The sequence below is a fragment of the Aquincola sp. J276 genome, assembly GCF_024700035.1.
Classification (GTDB): domain Bacteria; phylum Pseudomonadota; class Gammaproteobacteria; order Burkholderiales; family Burkholderiaceae_C; genus Aquincola; species Aquincola tertiaricarbonis.
In genome coordinates this window covers 1961127-1974659 of record NZ_JAJONC010000001.1, presented here as the reverse complement: position 1 = coordinate 1974659, position 13533 = coordinate 1961127, and the positions used below count along the sequence as shown (strand labels likewise).

The 13533-nt window shown below is 71.8% G+C and carries 12 protein-coding genes; 6 read left to right on the top strand and 6 right to left on the bottom strand.

Annotated elements, in window-relative coordinates; all coding sequences use genetic code 11:
* Positions 1 to 93: 93 nt before the first annotated feature.
* The gene (locus LRS14_RS09040; RefSeq protein ID WP_257799328.1) at positions 94 to 462 is read left to right on the top strand and encodes a hypothetical protein; all 369 of its coding nucleotides are present in this window, start codon (positions 94 to 96) and stop codon (positions 460 to 462) included.
* 99 nt (positions 463 to 561) lie between these two features.
* On the top strand, positions 562 to 930 hold the full coding sequence (locus LRS14_RS09035; protein ID WP_257799327.1) for a hypothetical protein: 369 nt from the start codon (positions 562 to 564) through the stop codon (positions 928 to 930).
* A 29-nt stretch (positions 931 to 959) separates the two neighbouring features.
* On the opposite strand, the gene LRS14_RS09030 is transcribed toward LRS14_RS09035, so the two are convergent.
* From LRS14_RS09030 to LRS14_RS09005, 6 genes are all read right to left on the bottom strand, one after another.
* Positions 960 to 4421, bottom strand: a complete 3462-nt coding sequence (locus tag LRS14_RS09030; RefSeq protein WP_257799326.1) for a patatin-like protein — start codon at positions 4419 to 4421, stop codon at positions 960 to 962.
* Between the two features lie 78 nt (positions 4422 to 4499).
* The gene (locus LRS14_RS09025; protein ID WP_257799325.1) at positions 4500 to 5309 is read right to left on the bottom strand and encodes a LytTR family DNA-binding domain-containing protein; all 810 of its coding nucleotides are present in this window, start codon (positions 5307 to 5309) and stop codon (positions 4500 to 4502) included.
* Entirely contained in the window at positions 5306 to 6484 is a 1179-nt protein-coding gene (locus LRS14_RS09020) for a sensor histidine kinase (RefSeq protein ID WP_257799324.1), read from the bottom strand. The genes LRS14_RS09025 and LRS14_RS09020 overlap by 4 nt, the downstream gene beginning before the upstream one ends.
* Before the next feature lie 31 nt (positions 6485 to 6515).
* On the bottom strand, positions 6516 to 6938 hold the full coding sequence (locus tag LRS14_RS09015; protein ID WP_046111667.1) for a DUF2306 domain-containing protein: 423 nt from the start codon (positions 6936 to 6938) through the stop codon (positions 6516 to 6518).
* Positions 6939 to 7070: 132 nt separating this feature from the next.
* Positions 7071 to 8189, bottom strand: coding sequence for a hypothetical protein (locus tag LRS14_RS09010; RefSeq protein WP_257799323.1), 1119 nt, complete (start codon positions 8187 to 8189; stop codon positions 7071 to 7073).
* Between the two features lie 141 nt (positions 8190 to 8330).
* Complete coding sequence (locus LRS14_RS09005; RefSeq protein WP_257799322.1) at positions 8331 to 9881, bottom strand: DUF853 domain-containing protein; 1551 nt, start codon at positions 9879 to 9881, stop codon at positions 8331 to 8333.
* Between the two features lie 108 nt (positions 9882 to 9989).
* Between LRS14_RS09005 and LRS14_RS09000 the strand changes: the two genes are divergently transcribed.
* Genes LRS14_RS09000 through nadD form a run of 4 tightly spaced genes read left to right on the top strand, consistent with a single transcriptional unit; the run spans position 9990 to position 13529 of the window.
* Positions 9990 to 10724 (top strand): YebC/PmpR family DNA-binding transcriptional regulator, encoded by a 735-nt coding sequence (locus LRS14_RS09000; protein WP_257799321.1) that lies wholly within the window; start codon positions 9990 to 9992, stop codon positions 10722 to 10724.
* A complete protein-coding gene (gene purD / locus LRS14_RS08995) occupies positions 10721 to 12007 on the top strand; it encodes a phosphoribosylamine--glycine ligase (protein WP_257799320.1) in 1287 nt (428 codons plus the stop codon). Before LRS14_RS09000 ends, purD begins: the two co-directional genes overlap by 4 nt.
* Positions 12004 to 12930 (top strand): oxygen-dependent coproporphyrinogen oxidase, encoded by a 927-nt coding sequence (gene hemF / locus LRS14_RS08990; RefSeq protein WP_257799319.1) that lies wholly within the window; start codon positions 12004 to 12006, stop codon positions 12928 to 12930. Before purD ends, hemF begins: the two co-directional genes overlap by 4 nt.
* The gene (nadD, locus tag LRS14_RS08985; protein WP_257799318.1) at positions 12927 to 13529 is read left to right on the top strand and encodes a nicotinate (nicotinamide) nucleotide adenylyltransferase; all 603 of its coding nucleotides are present in this window, start codon (positions 12927 to 12929) and stop codon (positions 13527 to 13529) included. The genes hemF and nadD overlap by 4 nt, the downstream gene beginning before the upstream one ends.
* The last annotated feature ends 4 nt before the right edge of the window (positions 13530 to 13533 follow it).

The window sequence follows — 13533 nt, the reverse complement described above, 5'->3', positions numbered from 1 at the left end:
TTTTTCGATTGCTTACCGTTGACAACAGCTTGAGGTGCACCCGCGGACGCTTCGAACGTTCAATTCAGGCAACCGAACATCAGGAGCCCGAACATGAGCATCAGGAAGACCCTGACCGCCGCCACGATGGTGATGGCCGGCGTGCTGGCCGCCGGTGCGGCGCAAGCCCGCGACGTCTACTGGTCGGTGGGCATCAACGCCCCGGTGGCCGGCGTGGGCGTGGGCACCGTCATCTCGAATGCGCCGCACTACGGCAACCACGCCGCACCGCCGGCCTATGTGCAGGTGCCGGCCTATCCGGTGTACCAGCCCGCGCCGGTGGTCTATGCGCCGGTGCCGGTGGTGCGCTACCGCCCGGTGCCGCCGCCGCACTACGTGGTGGTGCCGCAGGGCTACGGCCACCCGTACCACCACGGTCACCGCCACGGCAAGAAGCACGGCCACCGGCACGGCCACCGCTGAGCAATTCCGGGCCTGCCCCCATCCGGTGTCCCCCGCAGGGGGAAGCCGGATGGTTCGTGATTTCCTACAGTGATAAGGTTCACAGTAGGGAATCAAATCATGGCGTCGACGCAACAGTTGCATTCCATCCCGGCCTGCCGGGAGTTGCGGGACGAGCGCGCGCCGCGGCGCCTGCGGGCCTTGCGGACGTTCTGCGCGGTGTCGGTGGCAGGTTGGCTGGCGTTCGCTGCGCTGGTGTCCGGCACACCGCCGGAGAGCCTGCCGCCCGACGTGGCCTCCGCGCTGGCGCTGGCCGAGATCCAGGCACTGAAGCCGGCCGCCCCCGGCGCCGCGCCGCAGGCGCCCGGTGCGGCCCCGGCCCGGCCGGCGGACATCTCGGCCGAGCAGGCCGCCACCGCACCGCCCGCCGCCACGCCGCGCACCGGCGAGCCGCTCAAGCTGGCCGCCCGCTTCGACCTCTCGCATTGAGCGACTCACCGGGCGTCGTGCCGCCCGCGTCAGAGCCCCAGCAGCGCCTGCCAGCCCACCCGGGCCAGCGCCAGCACGCCCAGCAGCGCCAGCACCACCAGCGGCACGCCCACCGCCCAGGCGCTCTTGGCGCGCCATGATCGGCGCGAGCGCAGCACGTCGCCCACCAGCAGCATGGCCAGGTGCAGCGTGGCCACCACGCCCAGCGCGGTGATGGCGGCCGTGCGCACCGGCTCCGAGGCGAGCAGCAGGCCGGCAGCCAGCATCACCAGCAGGAAGGCATACAGCACCTTCATCACATGCGACCACCAGCGCGCGCGCAGGCTGCCGGGCAGCGACACCGCCAGCAGCCCTTGGCCGGCCAGCCCCAGGCGCGCCACCCAGCGCAGGGCCGGCACGTCCTGGCCCCGCTGCTCCACCACCGTCTGCAGCAGCCGGCCGGTGATGGTGACGGCCCGCGCCGCGCTGTCCAGCAGCGGCGCAGGATCGGGATCGGTTCGGCCGTCCCGGCTGCGCTGCACCCAGTGCAGCAGCGCCTCGTCGTCCAGCAGCGAGGCCACCACCTGGTCGAAGCGCCGGCCGGCTTCCGGCGTGCCGGGCTGCAGCGCCGCCACCAGCTGCCGGCGCAGCGCATCGCGGCGGGCGGCGGGATCGGCCACCGAAGGCTGCGGCTGGCGGGCCTGCACCTCGGCCACCGCGCCGCACAGCAGGCCGGTGATCTGCTCGTAGCCTGCGGGCCGCAGGCTGTCGCGCACGATGCTGCGGTGCGCCTGCTGGGTGAGGGTGCTGCGCACCAGGTGGGTGGCCGCGTCGGAGCCCGGCAGCAGCGCGGCGATCAGCCGCTCGGCGCCGTCCAGCCGGCCCCACAGGATGTCGTTGGTACGCCAGTGCCGCTGCAGGAAGGCGCCGAAGTTGGCCAGCGCGGTGCCGTCCAGCTTGCGCAGGCCGCTGTGGCGCTCGTCGATCAGCGCCGGTGCATCCTCGGGGCTGATGCGCACCACCTCCACCGTGGCGGGCTCGCCGCTTTCGGTGTCGTAGTACAGCGGGAAGCTCATCTGGTCATAGGTGTCGAAGCGCAGGTAGTACTCGCCCAGGAAACGGCGCAGCTGCTTGGCCATCGGCGTATCCAGCTCGGGCAGGCCCGTGTCGTCCACCTTGACGTAGATGTGCTCCTCGGCGGTGCCGCGGCCGGCCACCGCCAGGCGCGGCCCGCCCAGGCGCTGCCACACCAGCGCGCCACCGGCGGGCGGCTTGCCGTCCGTGCCCTTGACCAGTTCGTGCACCGATTCGCCGATGCGCCGCAGGTCGGCCTCCAGCGCGTCCTGCAAGGCGGTGAGCGCGGTGGTGCGGGTGAGTTGCAGCAGCGCCTGTGCGCGCAGGAAGATGCCCTCCTGCAGCGTGCGGGTGGCCGAGGGCAGCTTCAGCAGTTCCGGCGGGAACGACACCCGCACGCTGGCGCCGCCGGTGGTGCGCAGCGTGGGCACGTCGTCCGGGCCACCCGGGCCATGGGTGCGGCTGAGCAGCAGCAGGTCCAGCACGTCCTGCAGCTCGGCGCGCAGCGAGGCGCGGCGGGTGCAGGCGGCCTCGTGGTCGTCGGCACCGCCGAAGGGGTTGCGGTGGCGCAGCGTGGTGTGCGCCAGCGAGAGATCCGCCTTCAGCCGGTGCAGCGCCACCAGCAGGTCGTGCAGCCCGGCATCGTCCACCTCGCCTTCGGTCAGGTTGGGCCCGGCGCGCCGCCGCAGCCGCCTGGCCAGCGCCGCATCCGCCTCGCTCAGCTCGCCCAGCGGCCCGCGGCGGCGGCGGCCCACCAGCCGCGTGATCTGGTCGATCTTGCGCAGCAGGAAGGCGGTGCGCCGGGTGCGGTAGGCGAGGTCGAAGTCGTCGAGGAAGGCGTTGAGCGTGCCCACCCAGAGGCCGCCTTCGGCCACCGGCTTGCCGGGCGCGTCGCTGTAGCGCTCCTCGCGCCAGGCCCGCACCAGCGCGCGCAGCGCATACACATGGTCGGAGTTGCGCTCGATCTTCCACGCGCGGGCCAGGCAGTCGGCGATGTCGTCGGTCACCGTGTACTGGCGCAGCCGGTTGTAGGGCAGGAAGGCGTCGCCGTAGTAGCGGCGCATGCGTTCCATCGTCAGCATGCGCCAGGGCGGCACGCCGTCGTCGTCCTCGGGCACCACCTCGTGCAGGATGCGGGTGAGCGGGTCGTCCTCCGCGTCGTCCAGGTCGCGTTCGCCCAGCCGCACGATGCGGTCGATGCGCTCGATGCGGCGGTTGCGGCGCAGCACCGCCTCCAGGTCCTCGCGGATGGTCTCGTAGCTGGGAATGCTGGTGAGCGCCGCCAGCGCGTTGCTCAGCGCATCGGGCGGGGCGGTGGGGTCGGGGCCCTCGGCCTCCGGGTGGGCCGGCGCCGGCTCGATGTACACCAGCTTGCGTTCCACCGGCACAGAGGCACTGCGCTGCGACAGCGCGCCCACCACGTGGGTGAAGGGCTTGTTGTCCAGGTAGCCGCCGTCGCCGAAGGCGCGCGTGAGGTGGCCGCCGGCCTGCACCTCGGCCACCGGCACGCCGGTGAAGAAGTCGTCCCACTGGCGCAGCGCGGCGCTGTCCAGCGTGCGGTCCAGGCGCTTGAGCGCGTCCAGCGTCATCGGCTCGAAGGCAAACGGGAAGGACGAGGTGCAGCGCGCCGCGAAGGACAAAAAGGCGTTGTGGCGCGGATGCAGGTCGTTGTGCGCCACCTGGGCGCCGTCGTCGGTGTAGCGGAAGCGGAACACCTGGCGGTGGCGCTTCTCGTGCACCACCTTGTCGAACAGCCGCAGGGTGACGAGCGAGCCGCGGATGTCGGTGGTGGTGACGAACAGGTCCAGCTCGTCCACATACGGTGAAGGCGCGCGGCCGCGGGCCTGCGTGCCCGACATCACCGCCATGGCCTTGCGCAGCTTGCGGTACATGCGGTCGCTGTTGAGCAGCGAGACGGGCTCGGCGCTGCGATCGGCCAGGCCTTCCATGTCCACGTCGCCCTTGTAGCTGCGGCTGTCGTTGAGCAGCTTGCCGATGTCGCCTTCGCGCACCCACAGGTCGCGCAGCGGCGCGAAGGGCTCGTCGTTGGCCAGCGCCTTGCCGAGGAACAGGCCGTTGATGCCGCCGGCCGAGGTGCCGGCGATCACGTCGATGACGAAGCGCGTGGGCAGGTCGCCGGGCGTCTCCGCGGCCAGCGGATCGGGCCGGCCGCGAGGGTCGGCCAGCCATTCGGCATAACGCTGCTGCAGCGGCGGGTCGTTCACCAGCCAGGACAGACGGCGGTACACCTCGGCCGTGGTCAGCGGTGCATCGCCGGTGGCCGGCGCGGGCCGCTGCACGCCGGGCAGCAGGCGCGGCGTGGCGCGCGCCAGCTCGTACATCTCGTTGGTGACGCCGTTGATGTAGATGGCCAGCGACACGCCGCCATACATCACGACGCCGAAGCGGATCTCGGCGCGGTAGTCCATCGCGGGCATGGCGGCTCCTCTTGTTCTTCTGGGCAGCCGATGATGTCAGCGCCGGTTGGCGCGGCAATCCCTACGTGCCCGGCCTGACTACATGCCTTTGAACAGGTGCGCGTACAGCCGGCTGGCGGTGAGCCGCTCGGGCCGGCCGCGCAGGGTGAGCAGCACCTTGCCGCTGGCCTCGCGGGTGGCGGTGGCGATGCAGCGCGCCTGCACCACCAGGCTGCGGTGCACCTGCCAGAAGCGCTGCGCGTCCAGCTGCGGCAGCAGCTCGCGCAGCGACAGGCGGATCAGGTGCTCCTTGTCGGCGGTGACCACCCGCACGTACTTGTCCGCGGCCTCGAAGTACAGCACCTCGTCCACCGGCACCAGGTGCAGCGTGCTGCCGACGCCGGCCTGGATCATCTCGAGCCGGGGTGGCTGCGGCTGCGCTGCGCCCGGCATGCCGGCGGCGCCCAGCAGGCCGCGCAGCTGCGCCAGCGTGTCGTCCAGCGCGGTGGGCGCCGTGGGCTGGGCCAGCAGGCGCTGCAGCCGCTGCACGCATTGCGCCAGCCGGGGCGCGTCCACCGGCTTGAGCAGGTAGTCCACGGCCTCGCGCTCGAAGGCCTGCAGCGCGTACTGGTCGTAGGCGGTCACGAACACGATCAGCGGGAACGGCGTGCCGTCGTCGGGCCAGTCCTCGGCCAGGGCCTGCGCGGCCTGCAGGCCGTCCAGGCCGGGCATGCGGATGTCGAGAAAGCACAGCCGCGGCTTCAGCGCCAGCGCCTGCTGCACCGCCGACAGGCCGTCGCCCACCTGGGCCAGCACCTGCAGCCCGGGCCAGGCCTGCAGCAAGTCGGCGCGCAGCGCGGCGGCGATCAGCGGTTCGTCTTCGGCGATGAGGGCGGTGGGTGCGTTCATGGCGGGGCGGAGTGGGTGGCCGACGAGGCGGCGGGTGCAGTGGCCGCTGTCCGGTGGATGGCCAGGTCGGCGCCGGCGCGGTCTTCGGCGAGCGGCGCCGCGGGCATCGGCAGGCGCAGCGTGGCCACGGTGCCGCCTTCGGCATCGCCGGCCGCTGCCAGCTCGAGGCGGGCGGCATCGCCATGCAGCGTGGCCAGGCGTTCGCGGATCTGCTGCGTGCCGAAGCCGCGGCCGGGCGGGGCGGGCGCCGGCGCCGCGGGCAGGCCGCGGCCGGTATCCCGCACGGTGAGGACCAGCGCGTCGCCCTCCTGCCGGGCGTGCACCACGATGCGGCCGCCAGCCACCTGCGGCTCCAGCCCGTGCTGGATGGCGTTTTCCACCAGCGGCTGCAGCAGCAGCGGCGGCACCGGCAGCGCGGCCAGCTCGGGCGGCAGGTCCAGTTCGGTGGCCAGCCGAGGGCCCATGCGCACGGCCATCAGCGCCAGGTAGTCGGCAGTGCGGTCGAACTCGGCCTGCAGCGGATGCAGCGCCACCCGGGAGGCGCCGAGTGTGGAGCGCAGGAAGCCGATCAGCCGGTCCAGCATCTGCTGCGCCCGTGGCGGGTCCAGCGTGATCAGCACCCGCAGGTTGGCCAGCGTGTTGAACAGCATGTGAGGCTCCAGCTGCGACTGCAGCAGCCGCAGCTGGGTCTCGGCAGCCTGGCGCTGCGCGGCCTCGGCCTCGGCCCGGTGCTTTTGCAGCATCGCGGTGGCATGCCAGAACAGCGTGGCGGCGATGCCGGCCACGGTGGTGACGATCAGCGTGCTGCCGCGGCTGAACATCGGCGCCAGCTGCACGCCCAGCAGCAGCCCGGCCAACCGGCGGCCGATCTCGTAGCCGCCCAGCACGCCCAGCACGATCACCGGCAGCATCCAGCGGTAGCCCGGCCAGGGCAGGCCCTGGCCCGTCCAGCGCTGCAACGTGCGGCCCACCAGCCAGCGGCCCCCATCCACCAGCAACCAGACCGAGTTGCCGATCAGCATCGACACCACGATGTTCGCCACCAGCCCCGGCGAGCCGGCCAGCCAGATGGCGATGCCGATGGCGCTGCAGAACAGCTGGTTGAAGCCGACGACGGTGGCCAGCTGGCGGGCTGAGTAGAAGCCGGCAGGCAGTGGGGCAAGGGCAGCGGGCATGGCCGGCATTGTGGTGGTGGCGCCGTGCATCTCATACCCAGCCCAGCGTCTGGTGCCACAGCATCTGTCCCAGGAAGCGGCTGGGCAGCAGCGTGAAGGCGCCGGCCACGAGGCAGCCGCCGATGTAGGCGCTGCGCATGGCTTTCTGGTGCGCGGCGATGCGCCGCTGCACCGCCGCGACGATGCCAGCCCCCACGCCGACGAAGGTGAGCAGCGTCAGCAGGTGGATGGGCGTGTAGCCGGCCAGGTTGGGTATCCGGAAGTCGCGGATGAAGAGGCTGGTGATCGCGGTGGCAAGCATCAGCGCCACCCAGAGGTAACCGGCACGGCGGTGTGTGTGCGAGCCCTTGCGGGCCCACAGCGCCACCGGGCCGAGCAACAGCGCGCCGATGGCGGTCACCACGTGGACCTGGATCGCGGGGCTGAGCTGCTGGAAGCTGTGAGCGGTGTTCATGGACGGCTCCTGTGTTCGATGGCGGCATCGTCGGCGGGGCGGATTGGCGCAACCAGCGGCGTGCGACGGAGGGTGTGCAGCCGGCGCGAGCGGTCGCCGTCGCGGCGCGAAAAGCAAGGCGGCGGAGCGCCCTCAGGGCTGCGGCTGCAGCACCCGGCGGTGGAAGTCGACGATGCGGGCCACCGCGGCGCGGCGCTCGGCAGGGTCGAAACCGGGCACCGGCAGGCCGCCGCGTGCCTGCTGCGCCGCCACTTGCGCGGCCAGCTCGGCCGGCCAGGGCGACAGCACGTCGAAGTGCCCCGCGCCGGGCAACTCGCCCAGCGAGGTGCAGGCGCCGCAATGCCGCAGCACATGCCGGCTGTGGAAGGCGGGCAGCAGCAGCTCGTCGCGCTCGGCGCCCAGCACGCCCACCGGGATGCGGATGCGCGCCAGGCTATCGGGCGAGAACAGCGCCGCCACCGGCACGGCCAGCGTCACCACCGCGATGCGCGGGTCGGGGCGCGGGTCGAAGGGGGCGACGGGCTGGGCAGCCGCGTCGGCGGGCGGCGTGCGGCCGCCTTCCCAGCGCGTCAGCTCCGCCGGGAGGAAGGCTTCGGGCACGCCGCGGGCGCGCTCGTAGCTGGCGCGGCGGGCGGCTTGCTGCCCGGCGGTCAGGGCGCCGTTGAAGCAGAAGCCGATGTCCTCCTCCAGGTGCTGCTGGCAGTGCTGCACCAGGCCCAGCGTGCGCCATTGCGCGCCGGCCAGCGCCAGCCCGGTGACGCCGCCGGCGGACATGCCGTGCACGCCGACCTGGTCGAGCGCCAGCCGCGGGCCCCAGGCCGGGTCGCCCGCCAGCGCGTCGATCAGCCGCAGCACCTCCTTCGGACGCGTGCGGAAGGCGGCCGGGCCGGCCTGGTGGCTGTCGAGGTGGTTGTCGCCCGCATGCAGCGGCTGCGCGACGACGAAGCCGGCTTTCGCCAGCGCCGAGGCCAGCGCCTGGTCGGGCAGGGCGCTGCCGGCGGTGCCGTGGGACATCACCACCAGCCGGCGCGGGCCGGGCCGCGGCGCGGCGCCGGGCGCTATCTCCACCTCGAAGGGCCCCATGCGCTGCGGCGTGGCCACCGCATCGGTCGGGTAGCTCAGCGCGACCGGGCCGCCGGCCAGCGTGAGCACGCTGCGGCCGACCTGGGCCTGCGCCGGTGCGGTCGACAGCGAGGAAGCCAGCGCCAGCAGAAGGCCGGCGAGCAGGGTGGGGCGGGGCGGCAGCGGCATGGTGGCGGTCCGTCGGCGGTGGGGAGGGCTCCACTGTGTCGACGGGCCGCCGCGGGCGCGAGCGGCTTGCGACCGGCCCGCCGGGGCCGGCGCCAAGTGCCGCTTCGGCGGCGCGACACGCCGGCCGCGGCGCGGGTCAGCTCAACGCCGCCGGCGCGTCGTGCTGCCGCCCAGCAGCGAGCCGAGCACGCCGCGGACGAGCTCGCGGCCCACGGCCGAGCCGATCTGCCGCACGGCCGAGGTGGCCGCCGCCTCCATCAGCCCCGGCTTGCGCCCGCCGCGCGGGCCGGTGCTGCCGAACACTGCGTCCTTCAGCGTGTCCATCAGGCCGCCGCCCGCGGTGCTGCCGGCCGCATCACGCGCTTCCTTGGACAGGCGATCGCCCGCGCCCGGCTCGGCGCCCGCATCCGCGCTGGCCACCGCGCGGCCCTTCAGCTTCTCGTAGGCCGATTCGCGGTCCACCGTCTTCTCGTACACCCCGGCCACCAGCGAGCCGGCCATCAACGCCTGCCGCTGCGCCGGCGTGATCGGCCCGATCTGGCTGCCCGGCGGCAGCACGAACACCCGCTCCGTCACGCTGGGCCGGCCCTTGGCGTCGAGGAAGCTCACCAGCGCCTCGCCCACCGCCAGGTCGGTGATGGCGGTCTCGATGTCGAGCTTCGGGTTGGCGCGCATGGTGCTGGCCGCGCTCTTGACCGCCTTCTGGTCGCGCGGGGTGAAGGCGCGCAGCGCATGCTGCACCCGGTTGCCGAGCTGGGCCAGCACGGTGTCGGGCACGTCCAGCGGGTTCTGGGTCACGAAGTACACGCCCACGCCCTTGGAGCGCACCAGCCGCACCACCAGCTCGATGCGCTCGACGAGCGCGGCCGGCGCGTCCTTGAACAGCAGGTGCGCCTCGTCGAAGAAGAACACGAGCTTGGGCTTGTCGGGGTCGCCGATCTCGGGCAGCTGCTCGAACAGCTCGCTCAGCATCCACAGCAGGAAGGTGGCGTACAGCCGCGGCGAATTCATCAGCTGGTCGGCGGCCAGGAGGTTGATCACGCCTTGCCCATCCGCGGTCTGCATGAAGTCGGCGATGTCCAGCATCGGCTCGCCGAAGAACCTGTCGCCGCCCTGCTGCTCGATCTGCAGCAGCCCGCGCTGGATGGCGCCCACGCTGGCCGCGCTGACGTTGCCGTACTCGGTGGTGAACTGGCTGGCGTTCTCGCCCACGTGCTGCAGCATCGCCCGCAGGTCCTTCAGGTCGAGCAGCAGCAGGCCGTTGTCGTCGGCGATCTTGAACACCAGGTTCAGCACGCCGGCCTGGGTCTCGTTCAGCGCCAGCATGCGGGCCAGCAGCAGCGGGCCCATGTCGCTGACGGTGGCGCGCACCGGGTGGCCCTGGGTGCCGAACACGTCCCACAGCGTGGTGGGGCAAGCCACCGGCGCGGGCGCTTCCAGCCCGCGCTCGGCCAGCACCGCGGCCAGCTTCGGGCCGATGCTGCCGGCCTGGCTGATGCCGGTGAGATCGCCCTTCACGTCGGCCATGAACACCGGCACGCCGATGCGGCTGAAGCCCTCGGCCAGCGACTGCAGCGTGATCGTCTTGCCGGTGCCGGTGGCGCCGGTGATCAGCCCGTGGCGGTTGGCCAGGCCGGGCAGCAGATGGGTTTCGACGCTGCCATGGCGGGCGAGGAGGATGGGGTCGGCCATGGGGCAAGTCTCCTGGAGGTGGGCACCGTTAAAATCGACCGCAGCATATCCAATACACCAGCGCCGCCGAAGCTTCTCGGCCAAGGCGCCGCGAGGAGAAACAGACTCATGGCCGGACATTCCAAATGGGCCAACATCCAGCACCGCAAGGGCCGCCAGGACGAAAAGCGCGGCAAGGTCTGGACACGCGTGATCCGCGAGATCATGGTGGCTGCCCGCCAGGGCGGCGGTGACCCGAACGCCAACCCCCGGCTGCGGCTGGCGGTGGACAAGGCCAAGGCGGCCAACATGCCGGCCGACACCGTCAAGCGCAACATCGACAAGGCCACCGGCAACCTCGAAGGCGTCAACTACGAGGAAATCCGCTACGAGGGCTACGGCATCGGCGGTGCGGCCATCATCGTCGACTGCATGACCGACAACCGCGTGCGCACGGTGGCCGAGGTGCGGCACGCCTTCAGCAAGTACGGCGGCAACCTGGGCACCGAAGGCTCGGTGGCCTTCCAGTTCAAGCACTGCGGGCAGCTGGTGTTCGCGCCCGGCACGAGTGAAGACAAGGTGATGGAAGTGGCGCTTGAATCGGGCGCCGACGACGTGATCACCGGCGACGACGGCTCGATCGAGGTGCTCACCCCGCCGACCGAATTCGAGGCGGTGAAGAACGCGCTCGAGGCTGCCGGCCTGACGGCCGAGATCGCCGAGGTGACGATGCGCGCCGAAAACACCATCGACCTCTCCGGCGACGACGCCGAGAGAATGCAGAAGCTGCTCGACGTCATCGAAGACCTGGACGACGTGCAGGACGTGTTCCACAACGCGGTCCTCGAAGACCGAGCTACATGAAGATCCTCGTCATCGGCGGCGGCGGCCGCGAACATGCGCTGGCCTGGAAGCTGGCGCAGTCGCCGCGGGCCAGCAAGGTCTACGTCGCGCCCGGCAACGGCGGCACCGCGCTGGCGCCGCAGCTGCACAACATCGACATCACCGAGCCCGCCGCGCTGGCCGACTTCGTGGTGGCCGAGAAGATCGCGCTCACCGTCGTCGGCCCCGAGGCGCCGCTGGCCGCCGGCGTGGTGGACGTGTTCCGCGCCCGCGGGCTGCGCATCTTCGGCCCCACGCAGGCCGCGGCGCAGCTCGAGAGTTCCAAGGCCTTCGCCAAGGCCTTCATGAAGCGGCATCACATCCCCACCGCCGCCTACGAGACCTTCAGCGACGCCGCGCAGGCCCATGCCTACGTGGACGCGCAGGGTGCGCCCATCGTCATCAAGGCCGACGGCCTGGCCGCCGGCAAGGGCGTGGTGGTGGCGATGACGCTGCAGGAGGCGCACGAGGCCATCGACTTCATGCTGGTGGACAACAAGCTCGGCGTGCAGCACAACGCCGACGGCGCACGCGTGGTGATCGAGGAGTTCATGCAGGGCGAGGAAGCCAGCTTCATCGTGCTGTGCGACGGCAAGAACGTGCTGCCGCTGGCCACCAGCCAGGACCACAAGCGCATCGGCGACGGCGACACCGGCCCCAACACCGGCGGCATGGGCGCGTACTCGCCGGCCCCGGTGGTCACGCCCAACGTGCATGCCAAGGTCATGCACGAGATCGTGCAGCCCACCATCGCCGGCATGACCAAGGACCGCATGCCGTTCACCGGCTTCCTGTACGTGGGGCTGATGATCGATGCGCAGGGCAATCCGCGCACGGTGGAGTTCAATGCGCGGCTGGGCGACCCGGAGGCCGAGGTCATCCTGATGCGCCTGAAGAGCGACCTGGTGGACGTGCTGCTGCATGCCACCGACGGCACGCTGGACACCGTCTCGCTCGACTGGGACCGCCGCTTCGCGCTGGGCGTGGTGATGGCCGCCGAGGGCTACCCGGCCAACCCGCGCAAGGGCGACGTGATCACCGGCCTGCCTGCAGCCACCGACGACGCCATCGTCTTCCATGCCGGCACCACGCAGCAGGCCGACGGCAGCATCGCCGTCTCCGGCGGCCGGGTGCTGTGCGTCACGGTGCTGGGCGAATCGGCCAAGACGGCGCAGCAGCGGGCGTACGAGTACCTGCGGCCCATCCAGTTCGCCGGGGCGCAGTACCGCAACGACATCGGCCACCGGGCGATCAAGCCGCGATGAGCTTTGATGTAGTCCGGTCGTACCTGCTCGGGCTGCAGGACAGCATCGTCGGCACGCTGCAGGCCGAGGACGGCCAGCCGTTCATCACCGACGGCTGGGTGCGCGGCCCCGAGGAGAAGTTGCAGGGCGACGGCCGTTCGCGCCTGGTGGAGCAGGGGAGCCTGCTGGAACGCGGCGGCTGCAACTTCAGCCACGTGCGCGGTCCGCAGCTGCCGCCTTCGGCCACGCAGCACCGGCCCGAGCTGGCCGGGGCGCCGTTCGAGGCGATGGGCGTGTCGCTGGTCATGCATCCGCGCAACCCCTATGTGCCCACGGTGCACATGAACGTGCGCATGCTGGCTGCGCTGCCGGAGGGCAAGCCGCCGGTCACCTGGTTTGGCGGCGGCATGGACCTGACGCCCTACTACGGCTTCGAGGAAGACGCGGTGCACTTCCACCGCAGCTGCCAGGAAGCGCTGATCCCTTACGGCGAGGGCCTGTACCCGCGCTTCAAGGCCTGGTGCGACGAGTACTTCTTCCTCAAGCACCGCAACGAGCCGCGCGGCATCGGCGGCATCTTCTTCGACGACTTCGCCGAGGGCGGCTTCGACGAAGGCTTCGCGATGACCCGCGCGGTGGGCGATGCCTTCCTGCGCGCCTACATGCCCATCGTGCGCCGCCGCCGCGACATGCCCTATGGCGAGGCCGAGCGCGAGTTCCAGCTCTACCGTCGCGGCCGCTATGTCGAGTTCAACCTGGTGTGGGACCGCGGCACGCACTTCGGCCTGCAGTCGGGCGGCCGCACCGAAAGCATCCTGATGTCGATGCCGCCGCACGCCACCTGGCGCTACGACTGGCATCCCGAGCCCGGCACGCCCGAGGCACGGCTGTACACCGAGTTCCTGCGCCCGCGTGACTGGGCGGGCGAGCGGGCCGACGATTGAGCCGCATCGGCATCTTCGGCGGCAGCTTCGATCCGGTGCACAACACGCACCTGGCGCTGGCCGCGGCGGCGCTGCAGCACCTGCGGCTGGACGAACTGCGCTGGGTGCCCACCGGCCATCCGTGGCACAAGGCCTCCAAGCCGGCGGATGCGGCACACCGCGTGGCCATGCTCAAGCTGGCGCTGGCCGGCGAGCCGCGCTACACCATCGACGAACTGGAACTGCACCGCAGCGGCCCCAGCTACACCATCGACACCGTGCGCTGGCTGCAGGCTTCCCAGCCCGAGCTGCCGGGGCAGCACAACGAATGGTTCCTGGTCATCGGCCAGGACCAGTACGAGAAATTCAATACCTGGCACGGCTGGCGTGAACTGCTGGACCGGCTGACCCTGGCCGTGGCCAACCGCGCGGGCGCCGCGCCGCAGGCACCGCCCGCGCTGCAGGCCGTGCCGCACCGCGTGGAAGTGGTGCCCCTGCCGCCCAGCGACATGGCCGCCACCGATATCCGATCCCGATTGGCACAGGGATTACCGATCGATATGCTGGTACCCCCCCAGGTCGCCCGCTATATTGCCCAAAACGCTCTGTACCGAAAATAACTGA

Excerpts from the sequence above, each read along its gene's own strand:
- LRS14_RS09040 (WP_257799328.1), top strand. The coding sequence starts at position 94 with ATGAGCATCAGGAAGACCCTGACCGCCGCCACGATGGTGATGGCCGGC.
- LRS14_RS09035 (WP_257799327.1), top strand. The coding sequence starts at position 562 with ATGGCGTCGACGCAACAGTTGCATTCCATCCCGGCCTGCCGGGAGTTG.
- LRS14_RS09030 (WP_257799326.1), bottom strand. The coding sequence starts at position 4,421 with ATGCCCGCGATGGACTACCGCGCCGAGATCCGCTTCGGCGTCGTGATG.
- LRS14_RS09025 (WP_257799325.1), bottom strand. The coding sequence starts at position 5,309 with ATGAACGCACCCACCGCCCTCATCGCCGAAGACGAACCGCTGATCGCC.
- LRS14_RS09020 (WP_257799324.1), bottom strand. The coding sequence starts at position 6,484 with ATGCCCGCTGCCCTTGCCCCACTGCCTGCCGGCTTCTACTCAGCCCGC.
- LRS14_RS09015 (WP_046111667.1), bottom strand. The coding sequence starts at position 6,938 with ATGAACACCGCTCACAGCTTCCAGCAGCTCAGCCCCGCGATCCAGGTC.
- LRS14_RS09010 (WP_257799323.1), bottom strand. The coding sequence starts at position 8,189 with ATGCCGCTGCCGCCCCGCCCCACCCTGCTCGCCGGCCTTCTGCTGGCG.
- LRS14_RS09005 (WP_257799322.1), bottom strand. The coding sequence starts at position 9,881 with ATGGCCGACCCCATCCTCCTCGCCCGCCATGGCAGCGTCGAAACCCAT.
- LRS14_RS09000 (WP_257799321.1), top strand. The coding sequence starts at position 9,990 with ATGGCCGGACATTCCAAATGGGCCAACATCCAGCACCGCAAGGGCCGC.
- purD (WP_257799320.1), top strand. The coding sequence starts at position 10,721 with ATGAAGATCCTCGTCATCGGCGGCGGCGGCCGCGAACATGCGCTGGCC.
- hemF (WP_257799319.1), top strand. The coding sequence starts at position 12,004 with ATGAGCTTTGATGTAGTCCGGTCGTACCTGCTCGGGCTGCAGGACAGC.